The sequence below is a fragment of the Rhodococcus sp. OK519 genome (genome assembly GCF_003051005.1).
Taxonomy (GTDB): Bacteria; Actinomycetota; Actinomycetes; order Mycobacteriales; family Mycobacteriaceae; genus Prescottella.
This window is the reverse complement of the sequence record NZ_QAOW01000001.1, coordinates 550,328-564,830: the sequence shown is the minus strand read 5'-3', so window position 1 is coordinate 564,830 and position 14,503 is coordinate 550,328. Positions and strand designations below refer to the sequence as shown.

The window sequence follows — 14,503 nt, the reverse complement described above, 5'->3', positions numbered from 1 at the left end:
CCCTACGGGTATCGCGCAAAGGATGTTGCGGCTACTCGTAGATGCCCTCCACTCCCCACCTTCCTCCCTCGCAGACGAGAAGCAACGCCCGCGAATCGGCGAGCAGCACCTGTGCGCGGGACGCCGCCCGTCCCACCGAGGCGTCCCACCACCGCTCGTCGACCGACCACGGACCCGCCCAGCCCTGCACGTCCCAGTCTCGACTCCCCCAGCGCAACCGCGCGGGTGTGGCGCTGAACTCGCCCCGATCGGTCACGTCCACCGGGCCGCCCGAACGATCCTCGAGCGACACCGTCGGAATGTTCGGCAGCACCGTGGACGGCGCCGGTTCGGGCAGCCGTCCGGGCCACGGCGCCGACGGATCGGCCGCGGGAACCAACTCGTCACCCAACGGCACCAACGTGATTCGATCCATCGGCCCACGCCCGCCGCTGAGCACGCCAACCTGGACCGACTCGCCGCCGAGCAGTCCCTGCACCCGGACCAGCGCCCGCCGCGCACGCTCGTCCTCCTCACCGACCCCGCCCCACAATCCCAGTTGCAGGGCGCCGGCAGCCACCACTTCCACCGGTTCCAGACGCAGTACCGTGATCCCGGCCGTGGGACGGGACTCGCTGCGCCCGGTGAGCCAACCGTCCAGTTGCCAACGGACCCGGTCTGCGGTGCCCTCCGGGGTCAACGGTTCGGCGCACCGCCACGTCCGACTCAGGTGCTCACCGTTGCCCGTGCTCGCCGACACCTGCAGTCGCGTACACGCCACCGCCGCGGCCGCGAGCTTGACGTGCAACCGTTCGGCCAGCGCGCGCCCCGCGAAGGCTGCGGAGTCGACTCGGTCGATCGGGGGATCGCACTGCTGTTCCACCTCGAGATCCGGGGGCAGCACCCGCGCCGACGGCGGCCGCTCGGGCTCGGCGCGCGCGGTCCGGTGCGCACGCACGGCATCGGCGCCGAACCGCGAGGCCACATCCACCGCGGACAGCGTGGCGAAGGCCCCGACGGTGCGCAGCCCGAGCCGGCGCAGCAGATCGACCAGATCGGCGCGATCGGGTGCCGACAGACTGGGCTCGGCCGCGATCTCGGCGATCGGCAGCGGCGCGAGGAACCGGGCGCCACCCTCGGCCGGCACCAGCACGGCGTGCCGTGCGGCGATCACCGCGGTGGACAGTTCGTCGGCGATGCCGATCTGGCATTCGGCGCCCGCCGCCGCGACCGCGTCGACGAGTCGCTCGGCGGCGGCCTCCTCGGAGCCGAAGTAGCGGATCGCGCCCCGCGCCGCCAGCACCAGCAGCCCGGGGCGCAGCACCTCGATACCGGGGGCCGCCTCGTCGACGGCCGCCGCGACGGACTCGAACAGTCGGGCATCACGCTCCGGGTCCGACTGCGCCACATGAAGTTCCGGACATCTCGCCTGAGCCTCACGGCGACGCAGCCCACGACGCACCCCTTCCGCCCGGGCCTGTGCCGAACACGCGACAACCCTGTTGGCCAGGAATACCGCCACCGGCCGGGTGGCCGGCAGATCCGCGACAGCGGCCGCTGCCACAGCGGGCCAGTCCGGGCACCACACCGCCAGCACACGCGAACTCGGCACACTCGAACTCCGCACACTCGAACTCGGCACACTCGAACTCACCGGGCGACCGCTTCCGACGCGAGCGCAACCGTCTCGGGCACCCACTCGACACGCCCCTGCGCAGACCGCACGTCGAGGCACGCGGTCCGCGGCTGGAACGACCTGCCCTGGGCCCGCACCGCCAACCGGACCGATCGCAATCTGCCGTGCCCGGCGTCGGCTCCGCACCCGACCCCGTCGTAGCCGCGCACCCGCGCATCCAATCGAACCTCGGCGCCTCCCCAGTCCCCGCCGGTCACGACCAGCGTGGACTGCTTGCTCCGGGCCCGGGCCACCACGGCCCGCGCCCGTGACGGCGGCACCGAGACACCACCCAACCCCAGTACCACCAGGTCCATGCCGTCGAGCAGCACCGCGGCGACCTCCACCGGATCCGGCCCCGGATTCGGAACGAACGCCATCCGTCGCAACTCGGCACCCATCTCGGTGGCCGCGAGCAGACCGAGTCGCGGGTGCCCGATCACGGCCGCATGCCCGCCGTCCGATGTCACCGAGGCCAGCAGCCCCAGCAACAGCGACGTCGCGCCGGAGAACGAGACCACCGATCCACGAGTGAGCCCACCTCGAGGCAGGAGCGCGGCCAACGGCCCGGGCACGGGCAGGATCCCGTCCGCCCCCTCCTCGCCCAGCAGCCCGCGGCCGTCCGACACCTCTCCACGGGCCGGCACCGCCGCGATCCGGCGGCGCAGATACTCCAGGCGCTGCTGCCGCGTCAGCCCCACCAACGGGGCGGACTCGTCCGGTGGCGGCGCGGACAGTCGGGCTGGTTCGGTCATGGATGCTCCCCGGGTGCACACGCTGGTTCTTCAGGTTCTCGGCACGCGCGGGGAAGACGCGAGCACTCGATTCATATTCGAACATGTTTTCGAATTCCTTCAAGTAAAGCGCCCTCACGCCAGGACGTCAAGACAAGGCCCGCGGATCCACTAACCTCGAGTACGTGACTCAGCAGGAACGCTCCGAACAGCCCCGACGAAGCCGGGCGGTCGTCGGACCGGACTACCTGATGGCAGGTAGGTACCGGCTGCGTTCCAAACTCGGCGGCGGCGGAATGGGCGCGGTATGGCTCGCCCACGACACCCTGCTCGACCGCAAGGTCGCCGTGAAACAGGTCACCTCCACCGCCGGCATGGACGACGCCGCGGCTCGCGAGGTCCGGCAGCGAGCGCTACGCGAGGGACGGAATGCCGCGCAGTTGTCCCACGAGCACGCGATCGCGATGTACGACGTGGCCGTCGAGTCCGACGAGCCCTGGCTGGTCATGGAGTACCTGCCCTCACGCAGCCTCGCCGAGGCCATGAGTTTCGTCGACACCCTGCCACCGCTCCAGGTGGCGCAGATCGGCGCGCAGATCGCCGCGGCGCTCACCGATGCCCATGCCGCCGGCATCCTGCACCGCGACATCAAGCCCGGCAACATCCTCGTCGCCGATCGCGGCGACGCACTCGGCATCGTCAAGATCAGCGACTTCGGGATCGCGCGCGCGAAGGGTGACGCCCCCAGCGGCAAGCCCGGCGTCATCACCGGGACGCCCGCCTACTTCGCCCCCGAGGTAGCCCGCGGCGACGACCCCACCGAGGCCAGCGACGTCTTCTCCCTCGGCGCCACGCTGTACACCGTGGTCGAGGGGCAGCCTCCGTTCGGTCTCGACAGCGACCCGATCGCGCTGCTGCACCGGGTGGCGAAGGCCGAGATCTACCGGCCGAGCCTCAGCGGGCCGCTCACCGACACGCTCCTCCACATGCTCGAACCCGACCCTGCCCGCCGCCCCACGATGGCGCAGGCACGTGACGCTCTCGCGACCGTCGCACTGGGCTCCGACGCCGACATGGGACCCGACGTCGCCGCGCCTCTGATCGGCGCGCCGATCAAGGCGGACGGCGGCGCGATCCCGAACTGGGCGTACCGTTCCGCCCCCGCGCCCCTCCCGCGCCGACGCCTCGGGGTCACGACCGCCACGGAACTGCCTGCAGTGCAGTCGAACACACCGCTCTCATCGGTTCCCCGGCCCACGAGCCGGGCATGGCTGCGGCAGTTGACCGAAGGTTTGACCAGCCCGCAGGCCCCGACGGATCTGCGCGGTCGGATCGTCGCGGCGGCACCCCTGGCAATGGCCGTCATGCTCGGCGTCATCGTGCTGGCCTTCGTCGTGGTGCTCATCGTCGCGCTGCTGGCCTGACGCGCCCCGACCGTCAGTCGATGCGGCGGCGGTGCGCCCAGCGGGTGAGCGCATTCCGGTTGGACTGCTGCGTCTTTCGCAGCACATTCGACGCGTGCGTCTCGACGGTCTTCACCGAGATCACCAGTTCCTCCGCGATCTCGCGGTAGGTGTAGCCGCGGGCGAGTAGACGCAGCACCTCGAGTTCCCGCGGAGTGAGCGAATCCAGTTCCGGATCCAGCGGGGGTTCGGGCGCGCTCGACCTTCCCGTGAACGAGTCCAGGACGAACCCCGCAAGACGCGGACTGAACACCGCGTCGCCCCCGGCGACCCGACGAACACCGTCGGCCAGTTCCGCACCCGAGATCGTCTTCGTGACGTAGCCGCGTGCACCTGCCCGGATCACGGCGATGACGTCCTCCGCAGCATCGGACACGCTGAGCGCCAAGCACACCGGGCCGGACTCGATTCCGCCCAGCACCGCGACACCGCCACCGTCGGGCATGTGCACGTCGAGCAGCACCACCTGCGGGCGCAGCGCGTTGATACCGGCGATCGCCTCGGCAACGCCGCCGGCCTCCCCGACGACCTCCATGTCGGTCTCCCTGCCGAGTTCGGCCCGCACACCGGCGCGGAACACCGCGTGATCGTCCACGAGGAAGACACGGAACTTGTCGAGCGCGGGCGAGGTCGATGCCGAGGTCGTCACGGCCCCACCCTAGGACATGGGTTCGGCCTCGCTCACGGCGTCCTCGGCACGGCCGTCGTCACCGTCGCCCGACACCGGACGCGGCATGTGGATCCGCACCTCGGTGCCTTTGCCCACCGTGGACCGGACCTCCACCCGGCCGCCCCGGCGTTCGACCCGCGCACGAATCGACTTGGCCAGACCCTGCCGGTCCTCGGGCACAGAGTCGGGATCGAAGCCGACGCCGCGGTCCCGCACGAACACGCTCACCTGGTCGCGTTCGGTCTCGGCGTACAGGTCGATGCTCGACACCCCCGAGTGTTTGGCGGAGTTGACGAGCGACTCCCGGGTCGCACCGAGCAGTGCCGTGAAGCACTCCCGCGACAGCCCGGTCCCGTCACCGCCCTCGGTCTCGAGTTCGACGTCGCCGACCGTCACGGGCCGCACCGTCACCCCGTGGTGATCCTCGACCTCACCCGCGATGGTCTGCAGCGCCTCCGACAGACTGGTGTGCGCGGTCTCTCCACCACCGAACAGCCACCGCCGCAACTCGCGTTCCTGCCCCCTCGCGAGCCGGGTCACCTCCTGCGGCGACTCGGCCTGCTTCTGGATGAGCGCGAGTGTCTGCAGCACCGAATCGTGCAGGTGCGACGCGATCTCCTCGCGCTCGTCGTTGCGGATGCGGGCGGCTCGTTCCTCCCCCAGCGCCCGCCACAGCCGCAGCCACAGCGGCACCGTCAGCAGGCCCGCACCGATCAGCGTGACGACGACGGCCAGCAGCGACGACCGCAGCGCGTCGAGGTCGACCTGCGCGAGGATCACGACGCCGAGACCGGCCACGATGAGCGTCACCCCGCCCACGACGCGCGCCCACGTGAGTACCGTCGGCCGGCGAGGCAGCCCCAGCACCGACCGCGAGCCGTCGGTATCGAACTCCCTCCACACCAGCGCGGCGCCCACCGACACCACGACGAACGGCGTGATCACCGACGCCGCCGTCCCGCTGATCATCAGGGCCAGACCGGCGCTCAACGCGAGCCCCATGACCGCCAGGCCCAGGGCACGCCGACGCTCGGCGGCACTCGGCCTCTCGGTGTCGGTGCCGGGCGGAGTGAAGATCCAGAGCAGCCCGTAGGTGACGATGCCGGCACCGGCCAGCGCCGCGAGCAGCGTGAACGCGATGCGCACCTTGAACACGTCGACGTCCAGATGATCGGCGATACCGCCGGCGACACCCCCCACGATGCGGCCCCCGACCCGGCGTTGCAGCTTCGGGTGGAGAGCTTCGTCCACGGAGGCAGGAGCCACCGCAGGCGCGGGGCTCACGGCCGGGCTCGGGTCGACCACAGGTTGCACAGTCTCGATCCTGGCACGGTCGCGCGCGTCGGGCATCAGGGGCCGACCCTGAGATTCGGGGGCTCCGGGCCCGGCCGGGACTCGGGTTCAGGGAAAGATCAGGGTAGTTCCCGATGTGCGAACAGTGCCGCGACCGCAACGATGGATGCATGACCACTGGGAGCTTCTCCGACCAGCTTCACGACCTGTGGCGCACCCGTCCGCTCCGGCTGCCGCAGCAGGGGCACATCGCCGGCGTCGCGGCCGGCATCGGCCAGCGCTACAGCGTCGATCCCGTCCTGGTGCGGGTCGCGTTCGTCGTGTCCACGATCTTCGGCGGCGCCGGCATCATCCTGTACATCGCCGGTTGGCTGCTCCTCAGCAAGCCCGGCGACCAGGTATCGCCCGCCGAATCGCTCCTCGGCCGCGGCCGTAGCTCGCAGTCCGGAACCAAGACCGTGGTGCTGGTGGTCGCGCTCGCGATCGCGCTCAGCACTATCGGCCCCATCGGGTTCGGCATGGGCGGCTCCGTGGTGCTCAGCTTCGCCCTCATGCTCGGCGGGCTGTGGCTGCTGTACCAGCGGCAGCCGGTACCTCCAGCTCTTCCGGCGAGCGTCGCGCAGGCCGTTCCGAACTACCCGGTCACGCCGTTCCAGACCGCACAGGCCGGCGCCTACCCGCCACCTGCGTACAGCCCGTACACCCGACTGCCCGACCGGTACGAACCATCCTCCCCCGCACCGCAATTCGATGCCACGGGCGACGCACGGACGGAGCCCACTCCCCCCGCCTGGGATCCACTCGGCGTCGCACCGTTCGCGTGGGACCTGCCCGAGCCCGCCCGCACACCGGAGCCGCCGGCGGACGTGCCACGCAAGCCGCGCAGCCGCTTCACGTCGGTCGTCATCGGCCTTGCGGTCCTGGCCGCCGCAGCAGCGGCGGCGGTGTCGGCCGCAGTCGGCGCAGAGTGGTTGTCCCCCGCCCGGATCGGCGCGATCTCCCTCGCCGTGATCGCCGTCGGCCTGCTTGTCGGTGCGTTCCTCCGCCGCGGCTACGGGCTGCTCGTGGTGACGTTCCCGCTGGTCGGCTTCGTCGTCCTCGCATCGTTGATCGGGCCATTGAACTTCGACGCGTCAGGCGAACGGACATGGCGGCCGACAACAGCAGCCGAGCTCCAGCCTTCGTACTCCGGCGGGTTCGGAAACTTCACCCTCGACCTCACCGGAATGCAGCTCACGGAGAACAAGACCGTCGAGGTGGACGCGACGCTCGGTGAATTCAGAGTGATCGTGCCGCCCGCGATGAGCGTCGAGAACATCTGCACGGTCACATTGGGCGACTCGAACCGCTGTCTCGACACCGGAATCCATCGCGGCACCGACGCCGCGGACGACAGTCCCGTGCTGACCGTCAAGGCCCACGGAACCATGGCAAGTGTGGAGGTGCAGCATGGCTGAGTTCGCCGACAACTCGGACATCCCCAACTCGGGTATCCCCTTGGACGACACCGATGACCCGACCACCACGACATCCCGGCGCCCCTCGGTCGGCCTGCTCCTCGCAGGACTGGCCGCACTGTTCGCCAGCGTGTGGGCTCTGGTCGGACCGTTCTCGCTCGAGTTCTTCACGAACGTCGAACTCCGGTGGGTCTTCGTGATCGTGGCCGTCGCGATCGGTGCAGTGCTGGTGTTCTCGCCCGGCCGGCGGCGCTAGCCGCACGAAACGACAGCGCCCCGGCCTGTGTGGTGGCCGGGGCGCTGTCGTCTGTCAGTGCGGGATCACTCCCACTCGATCGTTCCCGGCGGCTTGCTGGTGACGTCGAGTACGACGCGGTTGACGTCAGCGACCTCGTTGGTGATGCGGGTGGAGATGCGCTCGAGCACCTCGTACGGCAAGCGGGTCCAGTCGGCGGTCATGGCGTCCTCGCTGGAGACGGGGCGCAGCACGATCGGGTGACCGTAGGTGCGGCCGTCGCCCTGCACGCCGACGCTGCGGACGTCCGCGAGCAGCACGACGGGGCACTGCCAGATCTGGCCGTCCAGCCCTGCGGACGTGAGCTCCTCGCGTGCAATGGAATCCGCGTGGCGCAGGATGTCGAGACGCTCCTGGTTGACCTCACCGATGATGCGGATGCCCAGACCCGGTCCGGGGAACGGCTGGCGTCCGACGATTTCCTCGGGCAGGCCGAGTTCGCGGCCGACGGCGCGCACCTCGTCCTTGAACAGCAGACGCAGCGGCTCGACGAGCTTGAACTGCAGGTCCTCGGGCAGGCCGCCGACGTTGTGGTGGCTCTTGATGTTCGCGGTGCCGGTGCCGCCGCCGGACTCGACGACATCCGGGTACAGGGTGCCCTGCACGAGGAAGTCGACGGTCTCGCCGTGCGCGGCACTCTCTCCGAGCACCTCGGACACCGCGCCCTCGAAGCTGCGGATGAACTCGCGGCCGATGATCTTGCGCTTGGTCTCCGGGTCGGACACGCCCGCCAGTTCGCGCAGGAACGTGTCGGCAGCATCGACGGTGATCAGGCGGGCGCCCGTGGCGGCGACGAAGTCCTTCTCGACCTGCTGGCGCTCGCCGGCGCGCATCAGACCGTGGTCGACGAACACACAGGTGAGACGATCGCCGATGGCACGCTGCACCAGCGCGGCCGCGACGGCGGAGTCGACGCCACCGGACAGACCGCAGATGGCCTTGCCGTCGCCGACCTGCTCGCGCACCTGCTCGATGAGCGACTCGGCAATGTTCGCGGCAGTCCACGCACCGGGAATGCCGGCGATCTCGTGCAGGAAACGGCTGAGTACCTGCTGGCCGTGCGGGGAGTGCATGACCTCGGGGTGGTACTGGACACCGGCGAGCTTGCGGGCGCGATCCTCGAAGGCCGCGACCGGGGCACCGGAGCTGGACGCGGTGACCTCGAAGCCCTCGGGCGCGGCGGTGACGCCGTCGCCGTGGCTCATCCACACCGGCTGCATCGCGGGCAGGCCGTCGTGCAGAACGCCGCCGCTGACCGACATCTCGGTGCGGCCGTACTCGCGGGCGCCGGTGTGCGCGACCGTGCCACCGAGCGCATCGGCCATCGCCTGGAAGCCGTAGCAGATACCGAAGACCGGGATACCCAGGTCGAACAGGGCGGCGTCGAGCTTCGGCGCCCCCTCCTCGTACACGCTGGACGGGCCACCCGACAGGACGACCGCGAGCGGCTTCTTCGCCGCAATCTCCTCGACGGTCGTGGTGTGCGGCACCACTTCCGAGTAGACCTTCGCCTCACGTACGCGGCGAGCGATCAGCTGCGCGTACTGGGCTCCGAAGTCGACGACGAGAACCGGCCTGTTCTGCTGGGTTTCTGACACCTGCACAGTCTAATATGCGCAGCTCCGACGCCTACCCCGGCCTAGGCGACCCCGCTACCCGCCTCCGAGTCCTCCTTCTGACCTCCACGGATCTCGACGATCGGCAGGGTCAGCGCGGCGGGCGCACCCGCGGGGACGACCGGCATATTGGGCGCGACCGGCGCCAGCCGCTCGTAGGGTGCGCCCTGAGCGGGCCGGTTGTCCTGCTCGCCCTTGTTGGGCCACAGCGCCGCCGCCCGCTCCGCCTGCGCACTGATCGTCAGTGACGGGTTCACACCCAGGTTGGCCGACACCGAGGCACCGTCGACCACGCTGAGCGTCGGGTACCCGTACACGCGGTGGTAGGGGTCGATCACACCGTGGTCGGCATCCGACCCGATGGTGCAGCCGCCGAGGAAGTGCGCGGTGAGCGGGATGTTGAACACCTCACCCCAGGTGCCTCCGGCGACGCCGTCGATCTTGTCGGCGATCCGACGGGTGGCCTCGTTGCCGGCCGGGATCCACGTCGGGTTCGGCTCGCCGTGGCCCTGCTTGCTGGTGACCTTGCGGCGACCGAGGACGCCGCGCTTGGTGTACGTGGTGATCGAGTTGTCGAGGTTCTGCATGACGAGCGCGATGATGGTCCGCTCGCTCCAGTTCCTGACGGTCAGCATGCGCAGCATCTGCCCCGGATTCGCGGCGATCACCTTCAATAGCTTGACCCAACGCGGGGTGGTGCCGCCGCCGTCGGTCATCAGTGTCTGGAGCAGGCCCATTGCGTTGGAGCCCTTGCCGTACCGCACCGGCTCGACGTGGGTGTCCGCGGTGGGGTGGAACGACGACGTGATCGCGACGCCGTGCGTGAGATCCATCGTCGGGTCGACCTTGTACTTGCCCGCACCGACGATCGACTCCGAGTTGGTGCGGGTGAGCTCGCCCAGCCGATGCGACAGCTTCGGCAGCGCGCCGGTGTCCTTCATCTTGTGCAGCAGATGCTGAGTGCCCCACGTGCCGGCCGCGACGACGACGAACTTCGCGGTGTACGACTTGTGGTTCTTGCGGACCTTCGCGCCGGTGCGCCGGGTCACGACGTCCCACGTGCCGTCCGACCGCTCGTGCAGCGACTCGACGGTCGTCATCGGGACGATCGTCGCGCCCGCCTTCTCGGCGAGGCCGAGGTAGTTCTTGATCAGCGTGTTCTTGGCGCCGTGGCGGCAGCCGGTCATGCACTCGCCGCACTCGATGCAGCCGGTTCGGGCCGGGCCGGCGCCGCCGAAGTACGGGTCCGGGACGGTCTCGCCGGGCTCACCGAAGAACACCCCGACCGGGGTCTGGATGAACGTCTCGCCGACACCCATGTCCTCGGCGACCGACTTGATGACCTCGTCGGCGGGCGTCATGTGCGGATTCTGGACGACACCGAGCATCTTGCGGGCCTGCTCGTAGTGCGGCGTCAGTTCGGCGTCCCAGTCGGTGATGCCGCTCCACTGCGGATCCTGGAAGAACGACGCCGGCGGCTTGTACAGCGTGTTCGCGTAGTTGAGCGAGCCGCCGCCGACGCCCGCACCGGCGAGGATCAGGACGTCGCGCAGCAGGTGGACGCGCTGGATGCCGTAGCAGCCGAGAGCGGGCGCCCACAGAAACCGCTTGAGATCCCACGAGGTCTTGGCGAAGTCGGCGTCGGCGTAGCGGCGTCCGGCCTCGAGCACACCGACCTTGTAGCCCTTCTCGACGAGCCGGAGCGCGGTGACGCTGCCACCGAATCCGGAGCCGACGATGAGCACGTCGTAGTCGGTTGCGCGCTGCTTGCCCATTGGGACACCTCCACCATGAACCGGATTGTTACTCGCCAGTATGCACCGCAATCCTGTGACTCGAGCCACAAGGGTGCCCTGAATGTAACTACCGGTTCCACCAAAGGTGCCCGGTTCCCCGAAAGACACGAGTGGCCCGGCACCGAAGTGCCGGGCCACTCGCCGAGATCCGAGGTCAGGCGCGGACGCTCAGACCCACCTTCTGGAACTCCTTGAGGTCGGAGTAGCCCGACTTCGCCATCGAGCGGCGCAGGCCGCCGACGAAGTTGAGCGAGCCGTACGGGTCGTCCGACGGTCCGTTGAGAACCTGGTCCAGGCTGGGACGCTCGCCGTACGACACCGGCAACAGCGAACCGCGCGGCATCGACGGGTGCGCCGCTGCAGACGGCCAGAACCAGCCGCCACCCGGAGCCTCCTGCGCCACCGCGAGGGGTGCACCGATGACCGCCGCGTCGGCACCGCACGCGATGGCCTTCGCGAAGTCACCCGACGTGGTGATGTCGCCGTCCGCGATGACGTGCACGTAGCGGCCACCGGTCTCGTCGAGGTAGTCACGGCGGGCGGCGGCGGCGTCGGCGATCGCCGTCGCCATCGGCACGCCGATGCCGAGCACCTCACGGGTGGTGGTGGCGCCCTCGGTGGAGCCGTAGCCCACGATGACGCCGGCCGCGCCGGTGCGCATCAGGTGCAGCGCGGTGCGGTGATCGCTCACGCCACCGGCGATGACCGGGACGTCCAGCTCGGAGATGAACGTCTTGAGGTTCAGCGGCTCGCTGTCCCCGTGGGCGACGTGCTCGGCCGAGATGATGGTGCCGTGAATGACCAGCAGGTCGATGCCGGCCTTGACCAGCGCCGGGGTGAGCGCGCGAGCGTTCTGCGGGCTGACCCGGACAGCCGTGGTGACACCGGCATCGCGAACCTGCGCGACGGCAGCGGCCAGCAGCTCGGGCTGGAGCGGCGCGGCGTGCAGTTCCTGCAGACGCGCGACGGCGGCGTCCGGATCGACTTCCTTCTCCGCCATCTCGGCCAGCTCGGTCAGCTTCTGCTCGATGTCGGCGTGCCGACCCCACAGACCCTCACCGTTGATGACACCGAGGCCACCTGCCTTGCCGAGCTCGATCGCGAACGACGGCGACACCAGCGCGTCGGTCGGATGAGCCAGCACCGGGATGTCGAAGCGGTACGCATCGATCTGCCAGGCCGTCGACACCTCCTTGGAGGAACGGGTCCGGCGAGAGGGAACGATGTTGATGTCGTCCAACTCGTAGGTGCGTCGGGCAGTCCTGCCCATGCCGATTTCGACGAGGTCGCGCACGCGCGCCCCTTTCTCGATTGTTAGGTGTGCTTAGCGGGCAGCGTAGTTGGGCGCTTCGACCGTCATGGTGATGTCGTGCGGATGGCTTTCCTTGAGGCCGGCCGCAGTGATCTGGACGAACTGCGCTTCCTGGAGCTGCTCGATCGTGGCGGAGCCGGTGTATCCCATCGACGCGCGCAGACCACCGGTGAGCTGGTGGATGACCTGTGCGAGCGGTCCACGGAACGGCACCCGGCCTTCGATGCCCTCGGGAACGAGCTTGTCCTCGGCGAGCACGTCGTCCTGGAAGTAGCGGTCCTTGGAGTAGGACTTGCCCTGACCACGGCTCTGCATGGCGCCGAGCGAGCCCATGCCGCGGTAGCTCTTGAACTGCTTGCCGCCGACCAGGATCAGCTCGCCCGGGGACTCGGCCGTACCGGCCAGGAGCGATCCGAGCATCGCGGCGGATGCGCCGGCCGCGAGAGCCTTGGCGACGTCACCGGAGAACTGCAGGCCGCCGTCGGCGATGACCGGGACACCGAGCGGCTTACATGCCGCCGTGGCCTCGAGGATCGCGGTGATCTGCGGGGCGCCGACACCGGCGATGACGCGGGTGGTGCAGATCGAGCCGGGGCCGACACCGACCTTGACGGCGTCCGCGCCGGCCTCGACCAGCGCGAGCGCACCGGCACGGGTCGCGACGTTGCCGCCGATGAGCTGGACACGGTCACCGATCTCACCCTTGAGCTTGGTGATCATCTCGAGCACCCCGCGCGAGTGACCGTGCGCGCTGTCGACGATGAGAACGTCCGCGCCGGCCTCGGTCAGCGCCATCGCGCGCGTCCAGGCGTCGTCGCCGACGCCGACCGCGGCACCGACGAGCAGGCGTCCGTCGCGGTCCTTGGTGGCGTTCGGGTACTGCTCGGTCTTGACGAAGTCCTTGACCGTGATGAGACCGGTGAGCTTGCCCTGGCCGTCGACGATGGGCAGCTTCTCGATCTTGTGGCGGCGCAGCAGACCGAGGGCGACCTCGGCGGTGACGCCCTCACGCGCGGTGATCAGCGGCGCCTTGGTCATGACCTCGGCGACCTGACGGTTCTGGTCGACCTCGAACTGCATGTCGCGGTTCGTGATGATGCCGACCAGTTCGCCTGCGTCGTTCGCGACCGGGAGACCGGAGATGCGGAAGCGTGCGCACGTCGCCTCGACGTCGGCGATCGTGTCGGTGGGCCTGCAGGTGACCGGATCGGTGACCATGCCGGCCTCGGAGCGCTTGACGGTCTCGACCTGTCCGGCCTGCGCCTCGACGGACGAGTTGCGATGCAGGACGCCCATGCCACCCGCGCGCGCCATGGCGATGGCCATGCGCGCCTCGGTGACGGTGTCCATCGCCGAACTGACGAGCGGCACGTTGAGACGGATCTCGCGCGTCAGCTGCGTCGAGGTGTCGACCTGATTGGGGACGACGTCCGATGCCGCGGGCAGCAGCAGCACGTCGTCGAAGGTGAGACCCAGCATCGCAACCTTGTTCGGGTCGTCTCCCCCGGTGTGCACGTGCCCTGCGGAACTACTCATGCGGCTCGGGCCCTCCATGAAGCGTCGATCGGTAAAGGAAGAAGGTACGGGCGCCGGAAACTATTCCCTCGCCCGCCGTCCATGGTATCGGCTCGCCGATACCGACTTGTTCGGGGCGGCGCCCGAGCCCTCTCGGCGACTCACCGGGCCGCTATCAGCTAGCGCAGACCGGACTGACCTGCGTACCGTGGTGTTGTGCGCGATCAACTGCCTCCCGGCCTTCCCCCGGACCCCTTCGCTGGTGACCCCGCCGACCCGTCCGCTGCGCTCGATGCGATCGAGCCGGGTCAGCCGCTCGACCCCCACGAGCGTCTCGCAGTGGAGGAAGACCTTGCGGATCTCGCGGTGTACGAGGCCCTCCTGGGCCATCGCGGAATCCGCGGACTCGTGGTGTGCTGCGACGACTGCCAGCAGGACCATTACCACGACTGGGACATGCTGCGCGCGAATCTTCTCCAGCTGCTCGTCGACGGCACGGTCCGTCCGCACGAGCCGGCCTACGATCCGTCCCCGGATGCGTACGTCACGTGGGACTACTGCCGCGGCTATGCGGACGCGTCGATGAACGACGCACTCCACGGCGACAGCTTCGATCTCTGAATTCGATCTCTGGGTTCGATCTCTGAATTCGATCTCTGGGTTCGATATTGCGGCCCGCCGACAACTTCACCGACGAC

12 protein-coding genes are annotated in these 14,503 nt (G+C 69.5%); 4 read left to right on the top strand and 8 right to left on the bottom strand.

What is annotated here, in order from left to right:
* Positions 1–31: 31 nt before the first annotated feature.
* Together C8K36_RS02700 and C8K36_RS02695 are read right to left on the bottom strand one after the other, a co-directional pair.
* Positions 32–1,591 carry a DNA polymerase Y family protein gene (locus tag C8K36_RS02700; protein WP_107982883.1) on the bottom strand — a complete coding sequence of 520 codons (1,560 nt, stop codon included), beginning with the start codon at positions 1,589–1,591 and terminating at the stop codon, positions 32–34.
* Between the two features lie 38 nt (positions 1,592–1,629).
* Positions 1,630–2,409 (bottom strand): hypothetical protein, encoded by a 780-nt coding sequence (locus tag C8K36_RS02695; RefSeq protein WP_107982882.1) that lies wholly within the window; start codon positions 2,407–2,409, stop codon positions 1,630–1,632.
* Positions 2,410–2,573: 164 nt separating this feature from the next.
* Between C8K36_RS02695 and C8K36_RS02690 the strand changes: the two genes are divergently transcribed.
* Entirely contained in the window at positions 2,574–3,812 is a 1,239-nt protein-coding gene (locus C8K36_RS02690) for a serine/threonine-protein kinase (RefSeq protein ID WP_107982881.1), read from the top strand.
* Positions 3,813–3,825: 13 nt separating this feature from the next.
* Here C8K36_RS02690 and C8K36_RS02685 read toward each other — a convergent pair whose 3' ends face one another.
* Both C8K36_RS02685 and C8K36_RS02680 read right to left on the bottom strand, forming a co-directional pair.
* Positions 3,826–4,500, bottom strand: coding sequence for a response regulator (locus C8K36_RS02685; protein ID WP_107982880.1), 675 nt, complete (start codon positions 4,498–4,500; stop codon positions 3,826–3,828).
* Between the two features lie 9 nt (positions 4,501–4,509).
* Positions 4,510–5,871: a PspC domain-containing protein gene (locus tag C8K36_RS02680; protein WP_107982879.1), complete on the bottom strand. Its 1,362-nt coding sequence runs from the start codon at positions 5,869–5,871 to the stop codon at positions 4,510–4,512.
* 113 nt (positions 5,872–5,984) lie between these two features.
* Between C8K36_RS02680 and C8K36_RS02675 the strand changes: the two genes are divergently transcribed.
* Both C8K36_RS02675 and C8K36_RS02670 read left to right on the top strand, forming a co-directional pair.
* Entirely contained in the window at positions 5,985–7,271 is a 1,287-nt protein-coding gene (locus C8K36_RS02675) for a PspC domain-containing protein (protein ID WP_107982878.1), read from the top strand.
* Positions 7,264–7,527, top strand: a complete 264-nt coding sequence (locus tag C8K36_RS02670; RefSeq protein WP_107982877.1) for a hypothetical protein — start codon at positions 7,264–7,266, stop codon at positions 7,525–7,527. The genes C8K36_RS02675 and C8K36_RS02670 overlap by 8 nt, the downstream gene beginning before the upstream one ends.
* Before the next feature lie 65 nt (positions 7,528–7,592).
* Here the strand turns inward: C8K36_RS02670 and guaA are convergent, their stop codons facing one another.
* From guaA to guaB, 4 genes are all read right to left on the bottom strand, one after another.
* Positions 7,593–9,164 (bottom strand): glutamine-hydrolyzing GMP synthase, encoded by a 1,572-nt coding sequence (guaA, locus tag C8K36_RS02665; protein WP_107983711.1) that lies wholly within the window; start codon positions 9,162–9,164, stop codon positions 7,593–7,595.
* 41 nt (positions 9,165–9,205) lie between these two features.
* Positions 9,206–10,957, bottom strand: coding sequence for a GMC family oxidoreductase (locus tag C8K36_RS02660; RefSeq protein WP_107982876.1), 1,752 nt, complete (start codon positions 10,955–10,957; stop codon positions 9,206–9,208).
* A 175-nt stretch (positions 10,958–11,132) separates the two neighbouring features.
* Complete coding sequence (locus tag C8K36_RS02655; RefSeq protein ID WP_107982875.1) at positions 11,133–12,272, bottom strand: GuaB3 family IMP dehydrogenase-related protein; 1,140 nt, start codon at positions 12,270–12,272, stop codon at positions 11,133–11,135.
* 30 nt (positions 12,273–12,302) lie between these two features.
* A complete protein-coding gene (guaB, locus tag C8K36_RS02650; RefSeq protein ID WP_107982874.1) occupies positions 12,303–13,826 on the bottom strand; it encodes an IMP dehydrogenase in 1,524 nt (507 codons plus the stop codon).
* A 195-nt stretch (positions 13,827–14,021) separates the two neighbouring features.
* Here guaB and C8K36_RS02645 point away from each other — a divergent pair, with 195 nt between their 5' ends.
* Entirely contained in the window at positions 14,022–14,426 is a 405-nt protein-coding gene (locus C8K36_RS02645) for a DUF5319 domain-containing protein (RefSeq protein ID WP_107982873.1), read from the top strand.
* Positions 14,427–14,503 lie beyond the last annotated feature (77 nt).

What these genes read in the sequence shown, in the direction of transcription:
- guaB (WP_107982874.1), bottom strand. Translation starts at nt 13,826, where the DNA reads ATGAGTAGTTCCGCAGGGCACGTGCACACCGGGGGAGACGACCCGAAC.
- C8K36_RS02680 (WP_107982879.1), bottom strand. Translation starts at nt 5,871, where the DNA reads ATGCCCGACGCGCGCGACCGTGCCAGGATCGAGACTGTGCAACCTGTG.
- C8K36_RS02660 (WP_107982876.1), bottom strand. Translation starts at nt 10,957, where the DNA reads ATGGGCAAGCAGCGCGCAACCGACTACGACGTGCTCATCGTCGGCTCC.
- C8K36_RS02670 (WP_107982877.1), top strand. Translation starts at nt 7,264, where the DNA reads ATGGCTGAGTTCGCCGACAACTCGGACATCCCCAACTCGGGTATCCCC.
- C8K36_RS02695 (WP_107982882.1), bottom strand. Translation starts at nt 2,409, where the DNA reads ATGACCGAACCAGCCCGACTGTCCGCGCCGCCACCGGACGAGTCCGCC.
- C8K36_RS02675 (WP_107982878.1), top strand. Translation starts at nt 5,985, where the DNA reads ATGACCACTGGGAGCTTCTCCGACCAGCTTCACGACCTGTGGCGCACC.